The organism is Pseudomonas sp. FA-1 (genome assembly GCF_056856075.1).
In genome coordinates this window covers 595756-618645 of the sequence record NZ_JBWXTH010000002.1, presented here as the reverse complement: position 1 = coordinate 618645, position 22890 = coordinate 595756, and the positions used below count along the sequence as shown (strand labels likewise).

General features: G+C 64.2%; 19 protein-coding genes and 1 pseudogene. 10 read left to right on the top strand and 10 right to left on the bottom strand.

The window, feature by feature from the left end; all coding sequences use genetic code 11:
* Window positions 1-109: 109 nt before the first annotated feature.
* On the top strand, window positions 110-1015 hold the full coding sequence (locus AC1MHZ_RS06860) for a LysR family transcriptional regulator (RefSeq protein WP_084858464.1): 906 nt from the start codon (window positions 110-112) through the stop codon (window positions 1013-1015).
* A gap of 108 nt (window positions 1016-1123) precedes the next feature.
* Entirely contained in the window at window positions 1124-2791 is a 1668-nt protein-coding gene (gene ggt, locus AC1MHZ_RS06855; protein WP_084858463.1) for a gamma-glutamyltransferase, read from the top strand.
* A gap of 34 nt (window positions 2792-2825) precedes the next feature.
* Here ggt and AC1MHZ_RS06850 read toward each other — a convergent pair whose 3' ends face one another.
* The 6 genes and pseudogenes from AC1MHZ_RS06850 to AC1MHZ_RS06825 all read right to left on the bottom strand — a co-directional run bounded on the left by AC1MHZ_RS06850 (window position 2826) and on the right by AC1MHZ_RS06825 (window position 9846).
* Window positions 2826-3530, bottom strand: coding sequence for a methyl-accepting chemotaxis protein (locus tag AC1MHZ_RS06850; protein WP_416768274.1), 705 nt, complete (start codon window positions 3528-3530; stop codon window positions 2826-2828).
* 198 nt (window positions 3531-3728) lie between these two features.
* Window positions 3729-4610 (bottom strand): annotated as a pseudogene (locus AC1MHZ_RS06845) (methyl-accepting chemotaxis protein); the annotation flags it as partial.
* Window positions 4611-5017: 407 nt separating this feature from the next.
* Window positions 5018-5908 carry a KPN_02809 family neutral zinc metallopeptidase gene (ypfJ, locus tag AC1MHZ_RS06840; protein ID WP_084858461.1) on the bottom strand — a complete coding sequence of 297 codons (891 nt, stop codon included), beginning with the start codon at window positions 5906-5908 and terminating at the stop codon, window positions 5018-5020.
* Between the two features lie 124 nt (window positions 5909-6032).
* A complete protein-coding gene (gene trmA, locus AC1MHZ_RS06835; RefSeq protein ID WP_084858460.1) occupies window positions 6033-7118 on the bottom strand; it encodes a tRNA (uridine(54)-C5)-methyltransferase TrmA in 1086 nt (361 codons plus the stop codon).
* Complete coding sequence (locus tag AC1MHZ_RS06830) at window positions 7115-8410, bottom strand: NCS2 family permease (RefSeq protein ID WP_084858459.1); 1296 nt, start codon at window positions 8408-8410, stop codon at window positions 7115-7117. Before AC1MHZ_RS06830 ends, trmA begins: the two co-directional genes overlap by 4 nt.
* Window positions 8411-8625: 215 nt before the next feature.
* Window positions 8626-9846 carry an MFS transporter gene (locus AC1MHZ_RS06825; protein ID WP_324818499.1) on the bottom strand — a complete coding sequence of 407 codons (1221 nt, stop codon included), beginning with the start codon at window positions 9844-9846 and terminating at the stop codon, window positions 8626-8628.
* Between the two features lie 343 nt (window positions 9847-10189).
* Between AC1MHZ_RS06825 and AC1MHZ_RS06820 the strand changes: the two genes are divergently transcribed.
* Genes AC1MHZ_RS06820 through AC1MHZ_RS06810 form a run of 3 tightly spaced genes read left to right on the top strand, consistent with a single transcriptional unit; the run spans window position 10190 to window position 12790 of the window.
* Window positions 10190-11626, top strand: coding sequence for a cytochrome ubiquinol oxidase subunit I (locus AC1MHZ_RS06820; protein WP_324818496.1), 1437 nt, complete (start codon window positions 10190-10192; stop codon window positions 11624-11626).
* 3 nt (window positions 11627-11629) lie between these two features.
* A complete protein-coding gene (gene cydB / locus AC1MHZ_RS06815; protein WP_084858456.1) occupies window positions 11630-12637 on the top strand; it encodes a cytochrome d ubiquinol oxidase subunit II in 1008 nt (335 codons plus the stop codon).
* A gap of 12 nt (window positions 12638-12649) precedes the next feature.
* On the top strand, window positions 12650-12790 hold the full coding sequence (locus tag AC1MHZ_RS06810) for a DUF2474 domain-containing protein (protein WP_084858455.1): 141 nt from the start codon (window positions 12650-12652) through the stop codon (window positions 12788-12790).
* Between the two features lie 121 nt (window positions 12791-12911).
* On the opposite strand, the gene AC1MHZ_RS06805 is transcribed toward AC1MHZ_RS06810, so the two are convergent.
* On the bottom strand, window positions 12912-14036 hold the full coding sequence (locus AC1MHZ_RS06805; RefSeq protein WP_368830042.1) for a methyltransferase: 1125 nt from the start codon (window positions 14034-14036) through the stop codon (window positions 12912-12914).
* Between the two features lie 167 nt (window positions 14037-14203).
* On the opposite strand from AC1MHZ_RS06805, the gene AC1MHZ_RS06800 reads away from it, so the two are divergent.
* Complete coding sequence (locus tag AC1MHZ_RS06800; protein WP_084858454.1) at window positions 14204-14980, top strand: ferredoxin--NADP reductase; 777 nt, start codon at window positions 14204-14206, stop codon at window positions 14978-14980.
* A gap of 107 nt (window positions 14981-15087) precedes the next feature.
* Here AC1MHZ_RS06800 and mscL read toward each other — a convergent pair whose 3' ends face one another.
* Window positions 15088-15498 (bottom strand): large-conductance mechanosensitive channel protein MscL, encoded by a 411-nt coding sequence (gene mscL, locus AC1MHZ_RS06795; RefSeq protein WP_084858453.1) that lies wholly within the window; start codon window positions 15496-15498, stop codon window positions 15088-15090.
* 174 nt (window positions 15499-15672) lie between these two features.
* On the opposite strand from mscL, the gene radA reads away from it, so the two are divergent.
* Window positions 15673-17040, top strand: a complete 1368-nt coding sequence (gene radA / locus AC1MHZ_RS06790; RefSeq protein ID WP_084858452.1) for a DNA repair protein RadA — start codon at window positions 15673-15675, stop codon at window positions 17038-17040.
* A gap of 106 nt (window positions 17041-17146) precedes the next feature.
* Here radA and AC1MHZ_RS06785 read toward each other — a convergent pair whose 3' ends face one another.
* Complete coding sequence (locus AC1MHZ_RS06785) at window positions 17147-18664, bottom strand: nucleobase:cation symporter-2 family protein (RefSeq protein ID WP_084858451.1); 1518 nt, start codon at window positions 18662-18664, stop codon at window positions 17147-17149.
* A 261-nt stretch (window positions 18665-18925) separates the two neighbouring features.
* Window positions 18926-19291 carry a PilZ domain-containing protein gene (locus AC1MHZ_RS06780; RefSeq protein ID WP_084858450.1) on the bottom strand — a complete coding sequence of 122 codons (366 nt, stop codon included), beginning with the start codon at window positions 19289-19291 and terminating at the stop codon, window positions 18926-18928.
* 168 nt (window positions 19292-19459) lie between these two features.
* Between AC1MHZ_RS06780 and AC1MHZ_RS06775 the strand changes: the two genes are divergently transcribed.
* From AC1MHZ_RS06775 to yjiA, 3 genes are all read left to right on the top strand, one after another.
* Window positions 19460-21526, top strand: coding sequence for a carbon starvation CstA family protein (locus tag AC1MHZ_RS06775; RefSeq protein WP_084858449.1), 2067 nt, complete (start codon window positions 19460-19462; stop codon window positions 21524-21526).
* A gap of 18 nt (window positions 21527-21544) precedes the next feature.
* The gene (locus AC1MHZ_RS06770; RefSeq protein ID WP_008094130.1) at window positions 21545-21742 is read left to right on the top strand and encodes a YbdD/YjiX family protein; all 198 of its coding nucleotides are present in this window, start codon (window positions 21545-21547) and stop codon (window positions 21740-21742) included.
* Window positions 21743-21914: 172 nt separating this feature from the next.
* A complete protein-coding gene (gene yjiA, locus AC1MHZ_RS06765; RefSeq protein WP_224456955.1) occupies window positions 21915-22880 on the top strand; it encodes a GTPase in 966 nt (321 codons plus the stop codon).
* Window positions 22881-22890 lie beyond the last annotated feature (10 nt).

Here is a 22890-nt window from a genome sequence, read left to right as displayed (position 1 = left end):
CCAGCCTGTGGGAGCGGGCTGGCCCTGCGATTGGGCCGCGCAGCGGCCCCTTGCACCGATCCGTTTCACCCGCTATCTATCAGGGCTACTCCCACTCAAGGCCTACCGTGTGAAAACCCGATCCGAAGAACTCCAGGTATTCGTCGCCGTCATCGATTGTGGCTCGATCTCCGCCGCTGCCGAACAGATCGGCCAGACCCCCTCGGCGGTCAGCCGCACCTTGTCGCGACTGGAAACCAAGCTCGGCACCACGTTGGTCAACCGCACCACCCGGCGCATGGACCTGACCGAGGAAGGGCGTTTCTTCCTGGAGCGCTCGCGGCGCATCCTCGAGCAGATGGACGACATGGAAGAGCACCTGTCCATGCACAACCAGACGCCTTCCGGGCGCCTGCGCATCAATGCCGCAGCGCCCTTCATGCTGCACGCCATCCTGCCGTGGATCGGCGAGTTCCGCCGCCAGTACCCTGGCATCGAGCTGGAACTGAACACCGACGACCTGATCATCGACCTGCTGGAACAGAGCACCGACGTGGCCATCCGCATCGGCGACCTGGCCGACTCCAGCCTGCATGCGCGTTCACTCGGCTGTAGCCCGATCCAGGTGCTGGCCAGCCCTGACTACCTGGCACGCCACGGCACGCCGCAAACGGTCGAAGAGCTGAAGGACCATTGCCTGCTCGGCTTCAGCCAGCCTGAGTCGCTCAACCGCTGGCCGTTGCGCCATGCCCAGGGTGACCATTGGCAGATCCGCCCCAGCCTGATCGCCTCCAGTGGCGAGACCCTGCGCCAGCTGGCGCTGGCCGGCGAGGGCATCGTCAGCCTGTCGCACTTCATGAGCCATGAGGACATCCGTACCGGCCGCCTGCAGGTGGTGCTGGGCGAGTTCAACAACGGCTATCGCCAACCGATCCATGCGGTGTACTACCGCAATACAAAGTTGGCCCTGCGGATCCAGTGCTTTCTCGACTTCATTCAGGAAAAGCTGGCGGTATACACCAGCCAAGTTGTCTGAGCGCGACAGGGCTCTGATCATCATGTAGGAAATTTCTTCGGTGATTTGCTTAGTCGAAATGCTTCAGCCTTAATGACTGATCAAACTAACAACACCAAGGAAGTTTGCATGCGTATTGTCATGTTCCAGCCTATGGTCCTGGGGGCCGCGATCCTGAGCTGCTCCAGCGCATACGCGGTAACCCTGGAGGGCGGGGCGGTGGCCGCGCCCGATCAATATGGCGCACAAGTGGCCGCCGATATCCTCAAGAAGGGCGGCAACGCAGTGGACGCCGCCGTAGCCACGGCCTTCACCCTGGCGGTGACCTACCCTGAAGCCGGAAACATCGGCGGCGGCGGCTTCATGACCTTGTTCGTCGACGGCAAGCCGTACTTCCTCGACTACCGCGAAGTGGCGCCGAAGGCCGCCACCCGCAACATGTACCTGGACGAAAAAGGCGAGGTGATCGAGAACCTCAGCCTGGTCGGCGTGCGTGCGGCCGGTGTACCTGGCACGGTGATGGGCCTGTGGGAAGCGCACCAGAAGTTCGGCAAGCTGCCCTGGAGCGAGCTGCTGACCCCGGCCATCGGGTATGCGAAAAACGGTTTCAAGGTGGCCGAAAAACAGTACCAGTACCGCAACGATGCCCAGGGCCTGTTCAAGACCGCCACCAACTTCAACGACTACTTCGGCACCATGAAGGTGGGCGAGCTGTTCAAGCAGCCCGAGCTGGCCCAGACCCTGGAGCGCATTGCCGACAAGGGCGTGAGCGAGTTCTACCAGGGCAAGACCGCCGACCTGCTGGTGGCGCAGATGCAGGCCGACAAGGGCCTGATCACCAAGGCCGACCTGAAGGACTACAAGGCCGTGTGGCGCGAGCCGATGGCGATCAGCTGGCGCGGCAACATGGTCTACACCGCACCGCCGCCGAGCTCCGGCGGCGTGGCCCTGGCCCAGCTGCTGGGCATCAAGGAAGCGCGCGCGGCAGACTTCAAGGGGGTGGAACACAACTCGGCCAAGTACATCCACCTGCTGTCCGAAATCGAGAAGCGGGTGTTCGCCGACCGCGCCGACTACCTCGGTGACCCCGCCTTCACCCAGGTGCCGGTCGACAAACTGGTCGCCCAGGACTACCTCGCCAAGCGCGCTGCCCAGGTGAACCCGAGTGCCATCTCCAGGACCGAAGATGTAAAGCCGGGCCTGGAGCCGCACCAGACCACGCATTTTTCCATCGTCGACAAGCAGGGCAATGCGGTGAGCAACACCTATACCCTCAACCTGGACTACGGCAGCGGCGTCGTGGTCAAGGGCGCGGGCTTCCTGCTCAACGACGAGATGGACGACTTCAGCGCCAAGCCAGGCGCAGCCAACGCCTTTGGCGTAGTGGGCGGCGATGCCAATGCTATCGAGCCGGGCAAGCGCATGCTCTCGTCCATGAGCCCGAGCCTGGTGACCCGTGACGGCAAAGTGGCGCTGGTGCTCGGCACACCGGGCGGTTCGCGCATCTTTACGTCGATCTTCCAGGTGATGAACAACCTGTACGACTACCGCATGCCGCTGGAGAAGGCGGTGGCAGCGCAGCGGGTGCACCACCAGTTGCTGCCCAAGGACACCATCTACTACGACAGCTATGCGCCGCTGACCGGCAAGGTGGCCGATGAGCTGAAGCAGATGGGCTATGTGCTGGAGGACCAGGGGTGGGAGATGGGCGATATCCAGGCGATCCGGGTGACCGGGGAGCAGCTGGAAACCGCCTCTGACCCGCGTGGGCGGGGTGTGGGAATGATCGTCAAGTAATCCGGTAGCGGGGCTGCAAAGCAGCCCCAACCACTCAGACGCGGAACTTGCTCACCAGCATCTGCAGGTGCCCACCCAACCGCGCCAGCTCCACGCTGGACGCTGCCGTCTCGTCGCTGGCCGTCGCTGTCTGCTCCGACACATCCCGCACGTTCAGGATGCTGCGGCTGATTTCCTCGGCCACCGCGCTCTGCTCTTCGGCTGCCGCGGCGATTTGCTGGTTCATCGACTGGATGTTCGACACCGTGCGGGTGATGTTGTCCAGCGAGGCGCCGGCCTTGCGTGCCAGCTCGACGCTGCTGTCGGTCAGGCTGCGGCTGCCGTTCATGACGTCGGCCACCTGCTGGGTACCGTTCTGCAGGCTGGCCACCAGGCCTTCGATCTCTTCGGTGGACTGCTGGGTGCGCTGCGCCAGGCCGCGGACCTCGTCGGCGACCACGGCGAAACCACGGCCGGCCTCACCGGCACGGGCAGCTTCGATGGCGGCGTTGAGCGCCAGCAGGTTGGTCTGCTCGGCCACCGACTTGATCACGTCCATGACGCTGCCGATCTTCTGGCTTTCCTGCTGCAGCAGGGTCATGGCCTCGGTGGAGCGGTGCACTTCCTCGGCCAGGCGTTCGATCTGGCTGATGGCTTCGCCGACCACACGGTCACCGGCACGGGCTTCGTCATCGGCACCGGTCGCGGCGTGGGAAGCCTGCTCGGCATTGCGTGCCACTTCCTGCACGGTAGCGGCCATTTCATGCATGGCGGTGGCCACCTGGTCGGTCTCGACCTTCTGGCTGTTGGCGCCAGCGCTGGTCTGCTCGGTGACGGCCGAGAGCTGTTCGGCGGCGCTGGCGATCTGGGTGACGCCGTCGCGAATACCGGTAATCAATTCACGCAGGGTGGCGCCCATGCGGGCAATGCCCTGCTGCAGCACACCCAGCTCGTCGCGACGGGTGATACGCAGGTCCTGGGTGAGGTCGCCGCTGGCGATCTTTTCCACAGCATCCAGGGTTTCGCGCAGCGGGCGGGTGATCTGGCGGGTGATGAGCACGGCGGCCAGCACGCCGACCAGCAAGGCCAGGAGCGTGGCGATGGTCTGCAGGCTGCGGGCCTGGAGGCTTTCCTCGTCGCGCCGGTCGAGCTGGATCTGGTACAGCTGGTCGCTGCGCTTGACGATATCGGCGCCTTGCACGGTCATTTCCGCGCGGGCCACGGCGATCTGGGCCAGCGCCTCGCGGAACTGGGAAACGGCGGCGCGGTAGGCTTGCAGGCCGTTCTCGAACTGCTGCACGCGGGTTGCATCGTTGGGCAACTCACGCTTGAGGCCGTCGATTTCCGCCAGGGCGCTATCGAGTTGACGCAAGGCGGCCTGCTCGGCGTCGGCGCTCTGGTCGGCAATGTAGCTACGCACGTCCAGGCGCACCTGGGCCAGGGTCTGCTTGGCCTTGCTGACCACCTGGTACTGGGCCAGACGGGTGCTGTCGGCATCGGTGCTGGCGAGCACGTCGCGGCTGATCGCCTCGATCGGCTCGTTGGCCAGGGCGGCCGCCTTGCCCATGGCGTCGCGGGCGGCGAGGCTGGCGTTGTAGCCCTTGCGCATCTTGTCCAGCGAGACGCGGTACTCGCTGATGGTCTGGCCCTGTTCACGCAGCAGCTTGAGGTTTTCCGGGCTCTTGAAGGTATTGACCAGGTGCTGCTGCTGGGCGCCGAAGGCATCGAGCTTGGCCAGCACATTGGCCGCCGAGGTGTCGTCGCCGTTGGTCAGCATGTACTGCAGGCGCGCCACGCGCAGGTTGGTCAAGTCACTGTTGAGCTTGGTGATGTCGCTCATCCAGTTGCTGCGGTCGATCAGGCTGCCCAGGCTGGTCCAGCCGGTCAGGGCCAGAAGGCCGGTCAGAAGCAGGACCAGGCCGAAGCCCAGGCCGAGTTTGAGGTTGACGCTGATATTGGCAAACCAGCCGTTCATGGCACGCTCTCCAGAAATTGATTTCGCTCGCTTGATCTCCAATCGCTGGGCATTGTTGTTATCGGGGCCCGCTGATTCCTGTGCGGGTTATCGGCAGCTGGAGACGAAGCTGAAACGCTTTTTCAGCGGATTTGTAATCTGCTGAAAACGTTTGCGTTTTGGAGAGGTGGGGCTGCTTTGCAGCCCGTTCGCGGCACAAGGCCGCTCCTACAGGCACCGCGAAACTGTAGGAGCGGCCTTGTGCCGCGAACGGGCCGCAAAGCGGCCCTCATTCACAGACTACGCGCGCCGAAGGTATCGCAGCGGTTCACATCGCCACTGGAGAACCCGGCCTTGAACCAGCGCACGCGCTGTTGGGAGGTGCCGTGGGTGAAGGAGTCCGGCACTACGCGGCCCTGGCCCTGCTGCTGCAGGCGGTCGTCGCCGATGGCGTTGGCGGCGTTGAGGGCTTCTTCCACATCGCCCGGCTCCAGCCAGTTCAGGCGCTTCTGCGCCTGGTAGGCCCATACGCCCGCCAGGCAGTCGGCTTGCAGCTCCTGGCGCACCAGCAGGCCGTTGTCGCCTTCCATGCGCTGGCCGCTGCGCCGTGCGGCGTCGACCTTGGCCGAGACGCCGAGCAGGGTCTGCACGTGGTGGCCGATCTCGTGGGCGATCACATAGGCCTGGGCGAAGTCGCCGGCGGCGGCGAAGCGGGTTTCCATTTCGCGGAAGAAGGTCATGTCCAGGTATACCCGTTGGTCGGCCGGGCAGTAGAAGGGGCCCACCGCCGAGGAGGCGAAGCCGCAGGCGGAGTTCACCTGGCCGCTGAACAGCACCAGCTTGGGGTCGCGGTACTGCTTGCCGCCCTGGGCGAACAAGGCCTTCCAGGTATCCTCGGTATCGCCGAGGATCGAGGCGACGAATTCGGCCTGTTCGTCGTTGGCGGGCGGGGCCTTGCTGCCCACGCTGGTTGGCGCCTGTTGCTGTTGTTGTTCCATCTGCCCGGCGAGCTGGCCGAGGATCTGCAACGGGTCCTGCCCGGTGATCCAGCCGATGCCGACGATCAGCAGGATGGCGCCGAGCCCCAGGCCCTTGCCACCACCGAAGCGCATGCCGCCAGGGCCACCACCGCCGCCTCGGGCATCGACCACATTGTCGCTACGTCGGCCTTTTCGCCATTCCATGTACTGTTCTCCGAGGGCTTGTAACGTGAGGAGCAAGAGTAGCCAGTGCCGCGGCAACTGTCAGGCGGCTTGGGGCCGCTTTACGGCCCTTTCGCGGCACAAGGCCGCTCCGCAGGGGCCAGGTTCAACGCCGAACCAGCAGGACGCCGCTTTCCATGTGATGGGTATACGGGAACTGGTCGAACAACGCGCACCGCTCGATGCGATGGGTGTCGTGCAACTGGGCGATGTTCGCCGCCAGCGTCTCGGGGTTGCACGAAATGTACAGGATCCGCTCGAACCTGCGGGTCAGCTCGCAGGTGTCCGGGTCCATCCCGGCACGTGGCGGGTCGACGAACACCGTGCCGAAGTCGTAGCTTTTCAGGTCGATCCCTTCCAGGCGGCGGAACGGGCGCACTTCGTTCAGCGCCTGGGTCAGCTCTTCGGCCGACAGGCGCACCAGGCGTACGTTGCCCACGCCGTTCTCGTCGAGGTTGCTCAGCGCGGCATTGACCGAGGTCTTGCTGATTTCGGTCGCCAGCACTTGGCGTACCCGGGTGGCCAGGGGCAGGGTGAAATTGCCGTTGCCGCAGTACAGCTCCAGCAGGTCATCGTCGCGCTGGCCGATGGCATCGAACGCCCAGGTCAGCATCTTCTGGTTCACCGCACCGTTGGGCTGGGTGAATGCGCCCTCGGGTTGGCGGTAGCTGAACACACGGCCTGCGACGTCGAGCTTCTCCACTGCATAGTCACGGCCGATCACCAGGCGCTTGCCCTTGGAGCGGCCGATCAGGCTCACGCCCAGGTCGGCGGCCAGCTGGCGTGCGGCCGCTTCCCAGGCGTCGTCCAGCGGGCGGTGGTAGCACAGGGTGACCATGGCATCGCCGGCCAGGGTGGTGAGGAACTCTACCTGGAAGAGGCGGTTGCTCAGTGCTTCGCTGGCCTGCCAGGCGGCCTTCAGGCGGGGCATCAGCGCGTTGATGCGCTGGCTGGCAATGGGGAAGTCGTCGATCAGGATCGCCTTGTGCTTCTCGCCCGGGGCGAACATCGCGTAGTGGCGCTGGCCATCCTCACGCCACAGGCGGAATTCGGCGCGCAGGCGATAATGCTCGCGGGGGGAGTCGAACACCGCCGGCTCTGGCGCGCCGAAGGGCGCCAGGAATTCGCGCAGGCGCTCGACCTTGGCTTCGAGCTGCGGGGTGTAGGCGGAAGGGTCGAAGACAGCACTCATGCGTTGAACCAGCCCAGCTTGATGACGAACAGGATGGAAAGGATCACCAGCGCCGGGTTCAGGTCGCCGCGGCGGCCGGAGATCAGCTTGATGGCGGTCCAGGTGATGAAGCCGAAGGCGATACCGTTGGCGATCGAATAGGTAAGCGGCATGGCCAGCGCGGTGACCACCACCGGCGCGGCCTCGGTGACGTCGTCCCAGTTTATTTCCGCCAGGCCCGAGGCCATCAGCACCGCGACGAACAGCAGCGCCGGGGCGGTGGCGAAGGCCGGCACGCTACCGGCCAATGGGGCGAAGAACAGCGCCAGCAGGAACAGGACCGCCACCACGATGGCGGTCAGGCCTGTGCGGCCGCCGGCGCTCACGCCTGCGGCGGATTCGATGTAGCTGGTGGTGGTGGACGTGCCCAGCAGCGAGCCGGCCATGGCTGCGGTGCTGTCGGCGATCAGGGCACGGCCCATCTTCGGCATGTGGCCGTCCTTGCCCATCAGGCCGGCGCGCTTGGCTACGCCGATCAGGGTGCCGGAATTGTCGAACAGGTCGACGAACAGGAAGGCGAAGATCACGCTGATCAGGCCTACGTCCAGGGCGCCGGCGATGTCCAGTTGCAGGAAGGTCGGGGCCAGCGAAGGTGGCATCGACACCACCCCGGCGAATGGCGTGACGCCCATCAGGATCGACGCCAGGGTCACGGCGAGGATACCGATCAGCACGGCGCCACGAACCTTCATCGCTTCCAGGGCCACGATCAGGAAGAAGCCCAGGGTGGCGAGGATCGGCGCCGGTTGCTTGAGGTCGCCCAGGCCCACCAGGGTGGCCGGGTTGTCGACGACGATGCCGGCGTTATGCAGGGCGATCAGTGCCAGGAACAGGCCGATACCCGCGGCGATGGCCGAGCGCAGCGGCAGGGGGATGCTGTTCACGATCCATTCGCGGATACGGAAGATCGACAACAGGAAGAACAGCACTGCCGAAAGGAAGACCGCGCCCAGGGCCACCTGCCAGGTGTGGCCCATGTGCAGCACCACGGTGTAGGTGAAGAAGGCGTTCAGGCCCATGCCCGGCGCCAGGGCGATCGGGTAGTTGGCGATCACGCCCATGGTCACCGAGCCGATGGCCGCGGCCAGGCAGGTGGCGACGAAGATCGCGCCTTTGTCCATGCCAGTCTCGCCGAGGATGCTCGGGTTGACGAACAGGATGTAGGCCATGGCCAGGAAGGTGGTGACGCCCGCGAGAATCTCGGTGCGCACGTTGGTGTTGTGTGCTCTTAGTTGAAACAGCCTGTCCAGCATGCCCGCTCCCCAAGGCGCCCCCGGCGCCGTGAATGTATCGACCCCAATCAGCAAAGCACAGACCGTACCGGTTGCCGTGGTTTTCTGCGGGGCGGAAAAAAGCCGCGCATCATACCAGCATGGATGGCGAGGGCCTATGGCTACGGGACAGGGCGGGATATGCGGTTGTCTGTGCGGCTCTATCGCGGGCTTGCCCCGCGATTGAGTCGGTATGGTCAGCCGCCGTGCAGCCGGTCGCGCTGGGCCAAGGTCGGGAACAGCCTCATCCACGCCCCGGTCACCACCAGCGTACCCACTCCCCCCAGCACCACCGCCGGCACCGTGCCGAACCAGTGCGCCGTCAACCCCGATTCGAACTCGCCCAACTGGTTGGAGGCGCCGATGAACAAGCCGTTCACCGCGCTGACCCGACCACGCATCTCGTCCGGCGTCTCCAGCTGCACGAAGGCACCGCGGATGACCATGCTGATCATGTCCGCCGCACCCAGCACCACCAGCACCGCCAACGAGAACCAGAACGAAGTGGACAGGCCGAAGGCGATGGTCGCCACGCCGAACACGCCGACGGCGGTGAACATGGTCAGGCCGACCTTGCGCTCCACCGGGAAACGCGCCAGCCATAGCGACATCAGCAGCGCGCCCACCGCCGGTGCAGAGCGCAACAGGCCCAGGCCCCAGGCGCCGGTGAGCAGGATGTCCTTGGCGAATACCGGTAGCAACGCAGTGGCACCGCCCAACAGTACAGCGAACAAGTCCAGGGATATCGCTCCGAAGATGTCCGGGCGGCTGCGGATGAAGCGGATCCCGGCCAGCAACGACTCCAGGCTGGCGCGCCCGCGCTGGGCCACCTGCTGGCGGACATCGAGGCTCAGGGTGAGCAGACAAGCAATCACGTACAGCGCCACGGTCGGGCCATACACCCAGATACTGCCGAAGGCATAGAGCAAGCCGCCCACCGCCGGAGCGACGATGGTCGCCGCCTGGGTAGCCGAGGCCGAGGCTGCCACTGCCCGCGGGAACAACCCGGTCGGCACCACGTTGGGCAGCAGCGCCTGGGTGGCCGGCATCTCGAAGGACCGTGTGGCACCGAGCAGGAAGGCGAGGGCGAAGATCAGCTCGCGGCTGACGTTATCGGTGGCGCTGCCCACTGCCAGGGCCAGGGCGATCAGCGCTTGCAGGCTCTGGCACAAGGCGGCCACGCGGCGCCGGTCATAGCGGTCGGCGACGTGGCCGGTGTGCAACATGAACAGCACGCGCGGGGCGAATTCCACGAGCCCCACCAGGCCCAGGTCCAGCACGTTGCCGGTCAGCTGGTAGAGGTGCCAGCCGATGGCTACCGTGAGCATCTGGAAGCCACTGGCGGTGAACACCCGGGCCAGCCAGAAGGCCAGGAAAGGGCGGTGGTGGCGCAGCAGCTGCACAGCGGAATCGGACATCGGTAGGCCTTGACTTCGGCGTGATAGAAGGGTTGCAGGGTACCACCTGTTTGTAACAAATGGTTGCTGTTTGCCGGGTTCGGCACTTTTTCACCGCGCCCTGCAAGGCGGTGGGACAACTGGTCACGCGGCAATCAACCACACGGCTCGCCTGGCCATTCGGGTCTATGCTTCCCAACATTCGTTGACCTGGGTCAATCGTTCCAGGTGCAACGATCCGGCCGTTGGCCGCAATCCCTGCGATCGAACAGAACAATTCCAAAACGCCGCACTCGATAACCGTGGGGGCAGTGGGCGTCAGGGCCACGAGCCCGGACGCTGGATTACCTGAAGAGGAAGCACTATGTTCGGTTTAGAGGCCTTGGAGCTCGCCCGAATCCAGTTTGCGTTTACCGTGTCCTTTCACATCCTGTTCCCGGCCATCACCATTGGCCTGGCGAGCTACCTGGCAGTCCTCGAAGGCCTCTGGCTGAGGACCCACAACAACGTCTACCGTGACCTCTACCATTTCTGGTCGAAGATCTTCGCCGTCAACTTCGGCATGGGCGTGGTCTCGGGCCTGGTCATGGCCTACCAGTTCGGCACCAACTGGAGCCGCTTTTCCGACTTTGCAGGTGCCATCACCGGCCCCTTGCTGACGTATGAAGTCCTCACCGCCTTCTTCCTCGAAGCCGGTTTCCTGGGCGTGATGCTGTTCGGCTGGAACCGCGTGGGCCGAGGGCTGCATTTCTTCGCCACGGTGATGGTGGCGCTCGGCACCCTGGTCTCGACCTTCTGGATCCTGGCGTCGAACAGCTGGATGCAGACCCCTCAGGGCCACGAGATCATCGATGGTCGGGTGGTACCGGTGGACTGGCTGGCGGTGATCTTCAACCCGTCCTTCCCCTTCCGCCTGATGCACATGGCCACCGCCGCGTTCGTGTCCACGGCCTTCTTCGTCGGTGCTTCGGCGGCCTGGCACCTGCTGCGCGGACGTGATAACCCGGCGGTGCGCAAGATGCTGTCCATGGCGATGTGGATGGCCCTGATCGTGGCGCCGATCCAGGCGGTGATCGGCGACTTCCATGGCCTGAACACCCTCAAGCACCAGCCGGTGAAGATCGCGGCCATCGAAGGGCACTGGGAGAACAAGCCCGGTGAATCGACCCCGTTGATCCTGTTCGGCCTCCCCGACATGGACGCCGAGACCACCCGCTTCAAGATCGAGATCCCGGCGCTGGGCAGCCTGATCCTCACCCACAGCCTCGACAAGCAGGTACCGGCGATGAAGGAGTTCCCGCCAGAGGATCGCCCCAACTCGACCATCGTGTTCTGGTCGTTCCGGGTCATGGTCGGCCTGGGCCTGCTGATGATCGCCGCCGGCTTCTGGAGTCTGTGGCTGCGCAAGCGCGGCACCTTGTACAGTTCGCGGCCGTTCCTGCACTTCGTGCTGTGGATGGGCCCTTCGGGCTTGATCGCCCTGCTGGCCGGCTGGTTCACCACCGAGATCGGGCGCCAGCCGTGGGTGGTCTACGGCCTGATGCGCACCGCCGATGGTGTCTCCAACCACAGCTACGGCCAGCTCGGCCTGACCTTGGTGATGTTCGTGGTGGTCTACTTCGCCCTGTTCGGTACGGGCCTTGGCTACATGATGCGCCTGGTGCGCAAGGGGCCGAAGACCGGCGAGGGCGACGAGCCCAACCCTGGCGGGCCTGGCCAGAAACGTACGCCGGCGCGACCGTTGTCCGCCGCCGATGAAGGCCATGAGGCCGACTCTGCCAGCTTGAGCAAGGGGAACTGAGCCATGGGTATCGACCTTCCGTTGATCTGGGCCGTGATCATCATCTTCGGCGTCATGATGTACGTGGTGATGGACGGCTTCGACTTGGGCATCGGCATGCTCTTCCCCTTCGTCAAGGGCGAGCGTGACCGTGATGTGATGATGAACACTGTCGCCCCCGTGTGGGACGGCAACGAGACCTGGCTGGTGCTGGGCGGGGCCGGGCTGTTCGGCGCCTTCCCGATGGCCTATTCGGTGGTCCTCGAGGCGTTGTACCTGCCGTTGATCCTGATGCTGGTGGGGCTGATCTTCCGCGGTGTGGCCTTCGAATTCCGCTTCAAGGCCACGGCCGAGAAGCGTCATATCTGGGACAAGGCGTTCATCTGGGGCTCGCTGGTGGCGACCTTCTTCCAGGGCGTGGCCCTGGGCGCCTTCATCGAGGGCTTCAAGGTGGTGGACCGGCACTATGCCGGCGGCACCCTGGACTGGCTGACGCCCTTCAGCCTGTTCTGCGGCGTGGGCCTGATCGTTGCCTACACCCTGTTGGGCTGCACCTGGCTGATCATGAAGACCGAAGGGCCGTTGCAACAGCAGATGCACGACCTGGGCAAGCCTCTGGCGCTGGTGCTGCTGGCGGTCATCGGCATCGTCAGCCTGTGGACGCCGCTGGCCTACCCGCAGATCGCCGACCGTTGGTTCAGCATGCCGAACCTGATCTGGTTCATGCCGGTGCCGATCCTGGTGTTGGTGACCTTCTACGGGTTGCTGCGGGCGGTGGCACGCAATGCACACTACACGCCGTTCCTGCTGACGCTGGTATTGATCTTCCTGGGCTACAGCGGCCTCGGGATCAGCCTGTGGCCGAACATCATCCCGCCATCGATCTCCATCTGGGACGCTGCGGCACCACCGCAGAGCCAGGGCTTCATGCTGGTGGGGACGTTGTTCATCCTGCCGTTCATCCTCGGGTACACCTTCTGGAGCTACTACGTGTTCCGCGGCAAGGTCACTCATGAGCACGGCTATCACTAGGGAGGCCCGGTGATGATGGTTGAAGAGAAGAAACCGCTCTGGCAGCGCTTGGGCTGGCTGGTGCTGATCTGGGCGGGGAGTGTGGCAGCACTGGGCATCGTGGCCTGGCTGATGCGGATGTTCATGAGTGCGGCGGGGTTGAGCACCCACTGAGTCATCGGGGCCGCTTTGCGGCCCTTTCGCGGGGGGCCGCCCCCCCCCCCCCCCCCCCCCCCCCCCCCGGGGGGGGGGGGGCGGGCCCCGCGAAAGGGCTGCAAAGCAGCCCCAAAAAAAATTACTTGCGGGCCTTGAGGATCACGAACTTCGGTGTCGCCGCCACCTGCTCCACACCCCGGAACAACCGCCCCAGCTTGCTGTGATAGCCCAGGTGGCGGTTGCCTACGATATAAAGCGCCCCACCCACCACCAGTGCTTCGCGGGCCTGCTGGAACATGCGCCAGGCGAGGAAGTCCCCTACCACCTGCTGCTGGTGGAACGGCGGGTTGCAGAGCACCACGTCCAGCGACTGTTTTTCCTGCCCGGCCAGACCATCGGCAGGGTGGATCTCCACGTCTCGATCCCCGAGCGCGGCGCGCCAGTTCTCCTGGGCCGACTGCACCGCCATGTACGACTCGTCCACCAGGGTGTAGTGCGCATCGGGGTTGGCCAGGGCGCTGGCGATCGCCAGCACGCCATTGCCGCAGCCAAGGTCGGCCACGCGTGCCTGGCCCAGGTCGCGGGGCAGGTGGGGCAGGAAGGCACGGGTGCCGATGTCCAGCCCTTCGCGGCAGAACACGTTGGCATGGTTGACCAGCTCCAGGGGCGGCGTGTCCAGGCGATAGCGGCTGGGGTAGGGCGAGCGCGCGGCAGGGCGTTCGGTGACGGTCGCGGTGAGCAGGCGCGCCTTCTTCTGCGCCAGCGAAGCCTGCACCGGGCCGATGTACTTCTCCATCAGGTCGCCTGCGGCACGGGGCAGGTGCTTGATCATGGCGCCGGCGATCACTTGGGCGCCTGGGGCCAGGTGGCCTTGCAGACGGATCAGTTGCTCCTCGAGCAGGGCCAGGGTCTTTGGTACGCGTACCAGCACGCGGTCGAATGCCCCCTGCCAGGCCTCGCTGGCCGGCACGAAGGGTACGGCGTCGAACGGCTTGCCGTTGCGTACGAGGTTCTTTTGCAGCGCCAGGTGGCCCAGGTGCGAGTCGCCGCTGCTGGTCACTGCTACGTGGCCGACCAGGCTGGCGGCCAGGGCACCGAAGCTGTCGTTGAGCACCAGCACCCGGCAATCGGCGGCAGGCGCCTGGCTGGCCAGGTGCGCCAGCAGGTACTCGTCGGCTGCGTCGAAGGCTTGCAGGGGATCGTTGGCCTGGTCCGGCTGGCGGATCAGGTCAAGTTCGGCGAAGGGGCTGGTCAGCAGGGGCATGGCGTAGGGCTCGGTGCGGATCTGCTCGGCGCAGACCACGACGAGCTTCAGGGGCGTGATTCTACAGGGCTTTGCCGCCGACTTGTACGACGAGGCCCTACAAACCGTCGGTGTTCATCCCTGGCGCTTTGCGCGACACTGGGCGCACCTGCCCGATGGAGTCCGTCATGACCGCCAGCGCCGACAAGTTCACCCGCCAGACCCTGCTCGACGTCCAGCCGTTGACCCCCAGCCTGTTCACCTTGCGTGTCACCCGCGACGCAGGGTTTCGCTTTCGCGCCGGGCAGTTTGCCCGCCTGGGCGTGACCAAGGCCGATGGCAGCGTGGTATGGCGGGCCTATTCGATGGTCAGCGCCCCCCATGACGAGTTTCTCGACTTCTTCTCCATCGTCGTGCCGGGTGGTGAGTTCACCAGCGAGCTGAGCCGTCTGGGCGAGGGCGACAGCCTGCTGATCGACCGCCAGGCCTTCGGCTACCTGACCCTTGACCGCTTCGTCGGTGGCCGCGATCTGTGGCTGCTGGCCACCGGTACCGGCATCGCGCCGTTCATGTCGATCCTGCAAGACTTCGAGGCGTGGGAGCGGTTCGACAACATCAAGCTGGTGTACTCGGTGCGCGAAGCGAAGGAGCTGGCCTACCTGGACCTGATCGCAGGGCTCGAGCAGCGCGACTACCTGGCGGAGTTCGCGGGCAAGCTGCAGTTCATCCCGGTGGTCACCCGCGAGCAGCACCCGGGGGCATTGAACGCGCGGATCACCACATTGATCGAAAACGGCGAGCTGGAAAGGGCGGCGGGGCTGGCGCTGTCGCCGGAGCATTCGCGGATCATGCTGTGCGGCAACCCGGACATGATCGACGACACACGCAAGGTGTTGAAGGCGCGTGACCTGCAATTGAGCCTGAGCAAGCGGCCGGGGCAGGTGGCGGTGGAGAACTACTGGTAACGCGGTGCTGGATTCATCGCGGGACAAGCCCGCTCCTACAAAGGTTGCACGATTCCTGTAGGAGCGGGCTTGTCCCGCGATAGGGCTGCGAAGCAGCCCCCACAGGCTTACTGCCGGTTCTGCGCCTTGAGCAAGTCGCGAATCTCTGTCAGCAGGGTTTCCTCGGCGCTCGGTACGGGCGGGGCGCTCGGGGCCACGGCTTCCTCGCGCTTGAGGCGGTTGATCGCCTTCACACCCATGAAGATGGCGAAGGCCACGATCAGGAAGTCGATCACGGTCTGGATGAATTTGCCATAGGCCAGCACCACCGCAGGCACATCACCCTCGGCTGCCTTGAGCGTGATCGCCAGGTCGCTGAAGTCCACACCACCGATCAACAAGCCCAGCGGAGGCATGATCACGTCACCCACGAAGGACGATACGATCTTGCCGAAGGCCGCGCCGATGATGATACCGACTGCCATGTCGACGACATTTCCCTTGACCGCGAAGGCCTTGAATTCACTGAGCATTCCCATGGTTTATTCCTTGTAACAAATGGAGAGGTATTCGCAGTTTAAGCCAGCAATTCGCTTCATGCGTTGCGGTGCGGCTACAGACTACGTTTAGTGCGAATAGTTTTGTCGTCTCAAGACGCGTTCGAGACACGTCCGGCTCGGCTATCATGGCGATTTTTCCAGGAGACTGAGCCCATGGCCAAGGCCAAGCGCTTGTATGGCTGCACCGAGTGCGGCGCGACCTTCCCCAAATGGGCCGGCCAATGCGGCGAATGCGGGGCCTGGAACACCCTGGTCGAGACCATGATCGAAAGCGGCGGTGCCGCGGCACCTGCCGGGCGCACCGGTTGGGCCGGGCAGCAGGCACAGATCAAGACCTTGGCCGAGGTCAGTGTCGAGGAGATCCCGCGCTTTACCACCAGCAGTGCTGAGCTGGACCGTGTGCTCGGCGGCGGGCTGGTGGACGGATCGGTGGTGCTGATCGGTGGTGACCCGGGTATCGGCAAGTCGACTATCTTGCTGCAGACGCTGTGCAACATCGCCACGCGGATGCCGGCTCTATATGTCACCGGTGAGGAGTCCCAGCAGCAGGTGGCCATGCGCTCGCGCCGCCTGGGCCTGCCTCAGGACCAGCTCAAGGTCATGACCGAGACCTGCATCGAGTCGATCATCGCCACCGCGCGACAGGAAAAACCGCGGGTCATGGTCATCGACTCGATCCAGACCATCTTCACCGAACAACTGCAGTCGGCCCCTGGCGGCGTGGCCCAGGTGCGCGAGAGCACGGCCTTGCTGGTGCGCTATGCCAAGCAGAGCGGCACGGCGATCTTCCTGGTCGGCCATGTGACCAAGGAAGGCTCCCTGGCCGGCCCGCGCGTGCTCGAGCACATGGTCGATACGGTGCTGTACTTCGAAGGGGAATCGGATGGGCGCCTGCGCCTGTTGCGAGCGGTGAAGAATCGCTTTGGCGCGGTCAACGAGCTGGGCGTGTTCGGCATGACCGACCGAGGCTTGAAGGAGGTATCCAACCCGTCGGCGATCTTCCTCAACCGCACCCAGGAAGAAGTCCCCGGTAGCGTGGTCATGGCCACCTGGGAGGGCACCCGGCCGATGCTGGTGGAAGTGCAGGCGTTGGTGGACGACAGCCACCTGGCCAACCCTCGGCGTGTGACCCTGGGCTTGGACCAGAACCGCCTGGCCATGTTGCTGGCGGTCCTGCACCGCCATGGTGGTATTCCCACCCATGACCAGGACGTGTTCCTCAATGTGGTGGGTGGGGTGAAGGTGCTGGAGACCGCTTCGGACCTGGCCTTGCTGGCCGCGGTAATGTCCAGCCTGCGCAATCGCCCGCTGGCCCATGGGCTGCTGGTGTTCGGTGAGATCGGCCTGTCGGGCGAGGTGCGCCCGGTGCCCAGCGGCCAGGAGCGCCTGAAGGAAGCCGCCAAGCATGGCTTCAAACGGGCCATCGTGCCCAAGGGCAACGCACCCAAGGAGGCCCCGGCGGGGTTGCAGGTCATTGCCGTGACGCGCTTGGAGCAGGCGCTGGATGTATTGTTCGAATAGGACGCGCCGTTGCTGGGGCTGCCTTGCAGCCCTTTCGCCCCCATTTATAAAGAAAAAGGGGAGCCGACGATGCGCATCGGCTCCCCTCGATCACCCCAGCGGGTGATCAGTGCTCGGCTAACGCCTTGCGCCGTGGCGCTTCGTTGCCGTGCTCGTCGAGTTCCATCACCGGTACTTCGTTGCCATCGGCATCGAAAAGCTTGCCATCCTTGAAGTAATCACCATCGCGCAGGCACGAGATGTCCGAATACTGGATGGTGCGCTCGTAGCCGGCGGCGAATACCGATTGCTGGTCCGAGTTGCCGGTCTTGAAGTGGTTGAAGATCAGGTTCAGCAGGATCGCCATGATCGCCGCGGAGCTGATGCCCGAGTGGAAGATGGTTTCGAACCAGCTCGGGAAGTGGTGGTAGAAGGTCGGTGCGGCGATCGGGATCATGCCGAAGCCCAGGGAGGCGGCGACGATGATCAGGTTGACGTTGTTCTTGTAGTTGACCGTCGCCAGGGTGCGGATGCCACTGGCCGCCACGGTGCCGAACAATACGATGCCCGCACCACCCAGTACCGGGGTCGGTACCGCGGCAATCACCCGGCCCATGATCGGCAGCAGGCCCAGTACCACCAGGATCACGCCGCCTGTGGCCACCACGTAGCGGCTTTTCACACCGGTCACGGCCACCAGGCCCACGTTCTGGGCGAAGGCACTCTGGGTGAAGGAGCCGAAGATCGGTGCCAGGATGCTCGAGGCCATATCGGCGCGCAGGCCGTTGCCCAGGCGCTTGGAGTCGACCTTGGTGTCGATGATCTCACCTACGGCGAGGATGTCCGCCGAGGTTTCCACCAGGGTCACCATGATCACGATGCACATCGACAGGATCGCGGCGATGTGGAAGGTCGGCATGCCGAAGTGGAAGGGGGTGGGGAAGGCGAAGACCGGGCCTTCGGTGACCTTGCTGAAGTCGGTCATGCCCAGGGCCCAGGCGATCAGGGTCCCGATCACCATGGCCAGGAGGATCGACAGGCGCGAGATGGTCGCGCTGCCCAGTTTGCTCAGCAACAGAACGATGGCGAAGGTCAGCGCCGCCAGGCCGATGTTGGCCACGCTGCCGAACTCCGGCGATGCGCTATTGCCGCCCATGACCCAGCGCGCGGCGACCGGCATGAGCGTCAGGCCGATGGTGGTGATGACGATACCGGTCACCAGCGGCGGGAAGAACTTGGTGATGCGCGAGAACACCGGGGTGATCAGGAAGCCGATGAGCGAGGCCGCCATGACCGCACCGAGTACACCTGGCAGGCCACCGCCATCCTGGCTGCTGAGGATCGCGCCCATGGTCGCCACGCCTGCGAACGAAACCCCTTGAACCAGCGGCAGCTGGCAGCCGAAGAACGGCAGGCCCAGAGTCTGCAGCAAGGTTGCCAGGCCACCGGCGAACAACGAGGCGGCGATCAGAATGCCGATTTCGGCCGGGGCCAGGCCGGCAGCCTGACCCAGGATCAGGGGTACGGCGACGATGCCCCCATACATGGTCAATACATGTTGCAGACCATAAGCCAAGTTGGCACCAAGCCCGAGATTTTCATCTTCGGGACGCTTGGTGGGAGACGTGCTAGGGGACGTAGTCATGGAGCAGGCTCACTTGTTTATTGTTGTGCCGCTACTGTAGACAATTCCTACAAACAAATACTACAGGAATTGTATACAAGATTTTGATCGGAGCACCAACCGGGGTAACCGCCGGGCGCGGTTCAAGTGAATGCAGAATGCGTTCCAAGGTGGCAAAGGCGGTACTAGAGGGGTGTGTACAACCCACTATACCCAGCGCAGAAAGCTGTCTGGGTAGACAGGAAACACTTGGGGGTTAGAACGTTAGCAAGCTAAGAGATATCAATATTCGATGAGTTCGCGCAGTTCACGCATCATTTCAGTGCTGTCGGCCACGTTCAGCTCAACAAGACGGTGCAAATGGCTCATCGAATCGATATCGATGTAGAGGCAGACGAAGCCCAGCCGCGTAGGTTCTTCGTGGCGCAGCTCCACTTGCATGCGCACTTGGGTGTCCGTGTCGAGGTGGACGATGGCATCGAAATCCTGGGTGAGGTCGGCGTCCCATGGGGAGGGGCGCTCGATCAGCAGGCCCTTGAGCGACAGGTCCAGGAGCTTGACCGGCCATCGCTTGAGGCCTTGGCGCAGCTCGGTGGGCGCATCGAAGTCGATGCGCAGGAAACGGCGGCGTTCATCATGTTCGCTCATGGGGCGGCCCTCCTGAGGGTACTTCCTGACTATAGTTGATGGTGTGTGTCGTTCAGGTACCGCAATCAGGCCGCGAAGGCTCTAGACCAAAGCAAGTATGGCAATGCGCGATGAGTGGCCCTAGACTCGATGGGCGGTCTTTTCCAATCCACCAGCTGGAAGCAAACCATGAACAACAATAATAGCCTGCTACGCCACATTCCGTGGCTGGCGCTGGCAGTCATAGGCGCCTGTGCGCTGGGCGTGGTCGCCCTGCGTCGCGGCGAGGCGATCAACGCCTTGTGGATCGTGGTCGCGGCAGTGGCCCTCTACCTGGTCGCCTATCGCTACTACAGCCTGTTCATCGCCACCAAGGTGATGCAGCTCGATCCTCGTCGGGCCACCCCGGCGGTACTCAACAACGATGGCCTGGACTACGTCCCGACCAACAAACACATTCTGTTCGGCCATCACTTCGCCGCCATTGCCGGCGCCGGCCCCCTGGTGGGCCCGGTGCTCGCGGCGCAGATGGGCTACCTGCCCGGCACGCTCTGGCTCATCGCCGGCGTGGTCCTGGCCGGTGCGGTGCAGGACTTCATGGTCCTGTTCCTCTCCACCCGTCGCAACGGCCGGTCCCTGGGGGACATGGTCCGCGAGGAGATGGGCCGTATTCCGGGCACCATCGCCCTGTTCGGCTGCTTCCTGATCATGATCATCATCCTCGCGGTGCTGGCGCTGATCGTGGTCAAGGCACTGGCCGAGAGCCCATGGGGCATGTTCACGGTGATGGCAACCATCCCGATCGCGATGTTCATGGGCGTCTACATGCGCTACATCCGCCCGGGCCGCATCGGCGAGATCTCGGTCATCGGCGTGGTCCTGCTGCTGCTGTCGATCTGGCTGGGGGGCCAGGTGGCGGCAGATCCCACCTGGGGCCCGGCGTTCACCTTCACCGGCGTGCAGATCACCTGGATGCTGGTGGGCTATGGTTTCGTCGCCGCTGTACTACCGGTATGGCTGGTACTGGCGCCGCGTGACTACCTGTCGACCTTCCTCAAGATCGGCACCATCGTGGGCTTGGCCATCGGTATCCTGATCATCGCACCTGAGCTGAAAATGCCGGCCCTGACCCAGTTCACCGACGGTACCGGCCCGGTGTGGAAGGGCACCTTGTTCCCGTTCTTGTTCATCACCATCGCCTGTGGTGCGGTGTCCGGCTTCCACGCGCTGATCTCCTCGGGGACCACGCCCAAGCTGCTGGACAACGAGGTCAACGCCCGCTACATCGGCTACGGCGGCATGCTGATGGAGTCGTTCGTCGCCATCATGGCCATGGTCGCTGCCTCGGTCATCGAGCCGGGCGTGTACTTCGCCATGAACAGCCCGGCCGCGGTGGTCGGCGCCGATGTTGCGTCGGTGGCCCAGACCGTCAGCAGTTGGGGCTTCATGATCACCCCCGAACAGCTCGAGGCGACCGCCCGCGACATCGGCGAGCACACTGTGCTGGCCCGTGCCGGTGGCGCACCGACCCTGGCGGTGGGGATCGCACAGATCCTTCACCAGGTGCTGCCGGGTGAGAACACCATGGCGTTCTGGTACCACTTCGCGATCCTGTTCGAAGCGCTGTTCATCCTCACCGCGGTGGACGCCGGTACCCGTGCCGGTCGCTTCATGCTGCAGGATCTGCTGGGCAGCTTCGTCCCGGCGCTCAAGCGTACCGACTCGTGGGGCGCCAACCTGATCGGCACCGCCGGTTGCGTGGCGCTGTGGGGCTACCTGCTGTACCAAGGTGTAATCGACCCGCTGGGCGGCATCAATACCCTGTGGCCGCTGTTCGGTATCTCCAACCAGATGCTGGCCGGTATCGCCCTGATGCTCGGCACCGTGGTGCTGATCAAGATGAAGCGCCAGCAGTACGTCTGGGTCACCTTGCTGCCGGCTGTCTGGCTGCTGATCTGCACCACCGCTGCGGGCCTGATCAAGCTGTTCGACCCGAACCCGGCCGTGGGCTTCCTGGCCCTGGCCAACAAGTACAGCGTGGCCCTGGACGCAGGCCAGGTGCTGGCACCGGCCAAGAACATCGACCAGATGCAACACGTGATCTACAACGCGTACACCAACGCGGGCCTGACCGTGCTGTTCCTGTTGGTGGTGTTCAGCGTGCTGTTCTTCGCCATCAAGGTCGGCATCGCCGCCCTGGGGCGCAAGGAACGCAGCGACAAGGAAACCCCGTTCCAGGCGCTGCCTGACGCGTGACACAAGAGGAAAGCCGTGATGTTCAACGACCTGGGGCGACTGGGTAAGTACTTGGGGCAGGCCGCCCGGCTGATGGTCGGCATGCCCGACTACGACAACTATGTCGAGCACATGCAGACCAAGCATCCGGACAAGCCGGTGATGAGCTACGAGGCGTTCTTCCGGGAACGCCAGGAAGCGCGTTACGGTGGCAAGTCCGGGCCCAAGTGTTGTTGAACCTGAGGTTGTAGGAGCGGCCTTTGTGCCGCGAAAGGGGGCGCGCAGCGCCCCTTGTCTTCAGCATCATCGCCACTGTCCCTGGGGCCGCTTTGCGGCCCTTTCGCGGCACAAGGCCGCTCCTACAGGGATGCGGCCTTTTCTTTTATCCACTGCACAGGAGACGTACTGCGTGCAGACGCCTATTCCCGTAACCGTACTCACAGGCTTTCTCGGTGCTGGCAAGACCACATTGCTCAAGCACATGCTCAAGGCCGAACACGGCCTGAAGATTGCCGTGATCGAAAACGAGTTCAGCGAAGCCGGTATCGACAGCCAGCTGCTGGGTGACGAGCCGGTGCAGGTCATGACCCTGGCCAATGGCTGCGTGTGCTGCACCATCCACACCGACCTGACCAAGGCCTTGTACCTGCTGCTCGAGCGCCTGGATGCCGGCGAGATCGCCTTCGACCGCCTGGTGATCGAATGCACGGGCCTGGCCGATCCTGCGCCTGTGGCGCAAACCTTCTTCATCGACGAAGACCTGCGTGAACGCTACCTCCTCGACGGCATCATCACCCTGGTGGACGCCGCCCATGCCGACGTGCACCTCGCCCAGGCCATCGCCCAGGCCCAGGTGGGTTTCGCCGACCGCCTGCTGCTGAGCAAGACCGACCTGGTCGAGCCCGCAACGGTCGAGGCCTTGCAGGCGCGTTTGGCGCGCATCAATGGCCGCGCTGCGATCCGTGTGGTCGAGCACGGCCGTATCGAGCTGGCCGAATTGCTCGACGTGCGTGGCTTCAACCTCAATACTGACTTGGGCGCCAACCTCAAGCCGGCCTTGCGCCCGGTGCTCAAGCACACGGACCGCATCTCGACATTGGTGCTGCGCACCGATACCCCACTGGACATCGACCGGCTCAGCGACTTCATGAACGAGTTGCTGGAAAATCATGGCAAACAGTTGCTGCGCTACAAAGGCGTGCTGAACATCGCCGGTGAGGATCGCCGCCTGGTGTTCCAGGGCGTGCTCAAGCTGTATGGCTTCGACTGGGATGCCGAGTGGGGGGAAGGGGAAGCACGGGAGAGCGTGATGGTGTTCATCGCCGACGAATTGCCGGAAGAGAAGATCCGGGCGGGGTTCGAGGCGCTGGGTTAAGGTTTGAAAA

Excerpts from the sequence above, each read along its gene's own strand:
- ggt (WP_084858463.1), top strand. The coding sequence starts at position 1,124 with ATGCGTATTGTCATGTTCCAGCCTATGGTCCTGGGGGCCGCGATCCTG.
- AC1MHZ_RS06850 (WP_416768274.1), bottom strand. The coding sequence starts at position 3,530 with ATGGCCGCTACCGTGCAGGAAGTGGCACGCAATGCCGAGCAGGCTTCC.
- ypfJ (WP_084858461.1), bottom strand. The coding sequence starts at position 5,908 with ATGGAATGGCGAAAAGGCCGACGTAGCGACAATGTGGTCGATGCCCGA.
- trmA (WP_084858460.1), bottom strand. The coding sequence starts at position 7,118 with ATGAGTGCTGTCTTCGACCCTTCCGCCTACACCCCGCAGCTCGAAGCC.
- AC1MHZ_RS06830 (WP_084858459.1), bottom strand. The coding sequence starts at position 8,410 with ATGCTGGACAGGCTGTTTCAACTAAGAGCACACAACACCAACGTGCGC.
- AC1MHZ_RS06825 (WP_324818499.1), bottom strand. The coding sequence starts at position 9,846 with ATGTCCGATTCCGCTGTGCAGCTGCTGCGCCACCACCGCCCTTTCCTG.
- AC1MHZ_RS06820 (WP_324818496.1), top strand. The coding sequence starts at position 10,190 with ATGTTCGGTTTAGAGGCCTTGGAGCTCGCCCGAATCCAGTTTGCGTTT.
- cydB (WP_084858456.1), top strand. The coding sequence starts at position 11,630 with ATGGGTATCGACCTTCCGTTGATCTGGGCCGTGATCATCATCTTCGGC.
- AC1MHZ_RS06810 (WP_084858455.1), top strand. The coding sequence starts at position 12,650 with ATGATGGTTGAAGAGAAGAAACCGCTCTGGCAGCGCTTGGGCTGGCTG.
- AC1MHZ_RS06805 (WP_368830042.1), bottom strand. The coding sequence starts at position 14,036 with ATGCCCCTGCTGACCAGCCCCTTCGCCGAACTTGACCTGATCCGCCAG.
- AC1MHZ_RS06800 (WP_084858454.1), top strand. The coding sequence starts at position 14,204 with ATGACCGCCAGCGCCGACAAGTTCACCCGCCAGACCCTGCTCGACGTC.
- mscL (WP_084858453.1), bottom strand. The coding sequence starts at position 15,498 with ATGGGAATGCTCAGTGAATTCAAGGCCTTCGCGGTCAAGGGAAATGTC.
- radA (WP_084858452.1), top strand. The coding sequence starts at position 15,673 with ATGGCCAAGGCCAAGCGCTTGTATGGCTGCACCGAGTGCGGCGCGACC.
- AC1MHZ_RS06785 (WP_084858451.1), bottom strand. The coding sequence starts at position 18,664 with ATGACTACGTCCCCTAGCACGTCTCCCACCAAGCGTCCCGAAGATGAA.
- AC1MHZ_RS06780 (WP_084858450.1), bottom strand. The coding sequence starts at position 19,291 with ATGAGCGAACATGATGAACGCCGCCGTTTCCTGCGCATCGACTTCGAT.
- AC1MHZ_RS06775 (WP_084858449.1), top strand. The coding sequence starts at position 19,460 with ATGAACAACAATAATAGCCTGCTACGCCACATTCCGTGGCTGGCGCTG.
- AC1MHZ_RS06770 (WP_008094130.1), top strand. The coding sequence starts at position 21,545 with ATGTTCAACGACCTGGGGCGACTGGGTAAGTACTTGGGGCAGGCCGCC.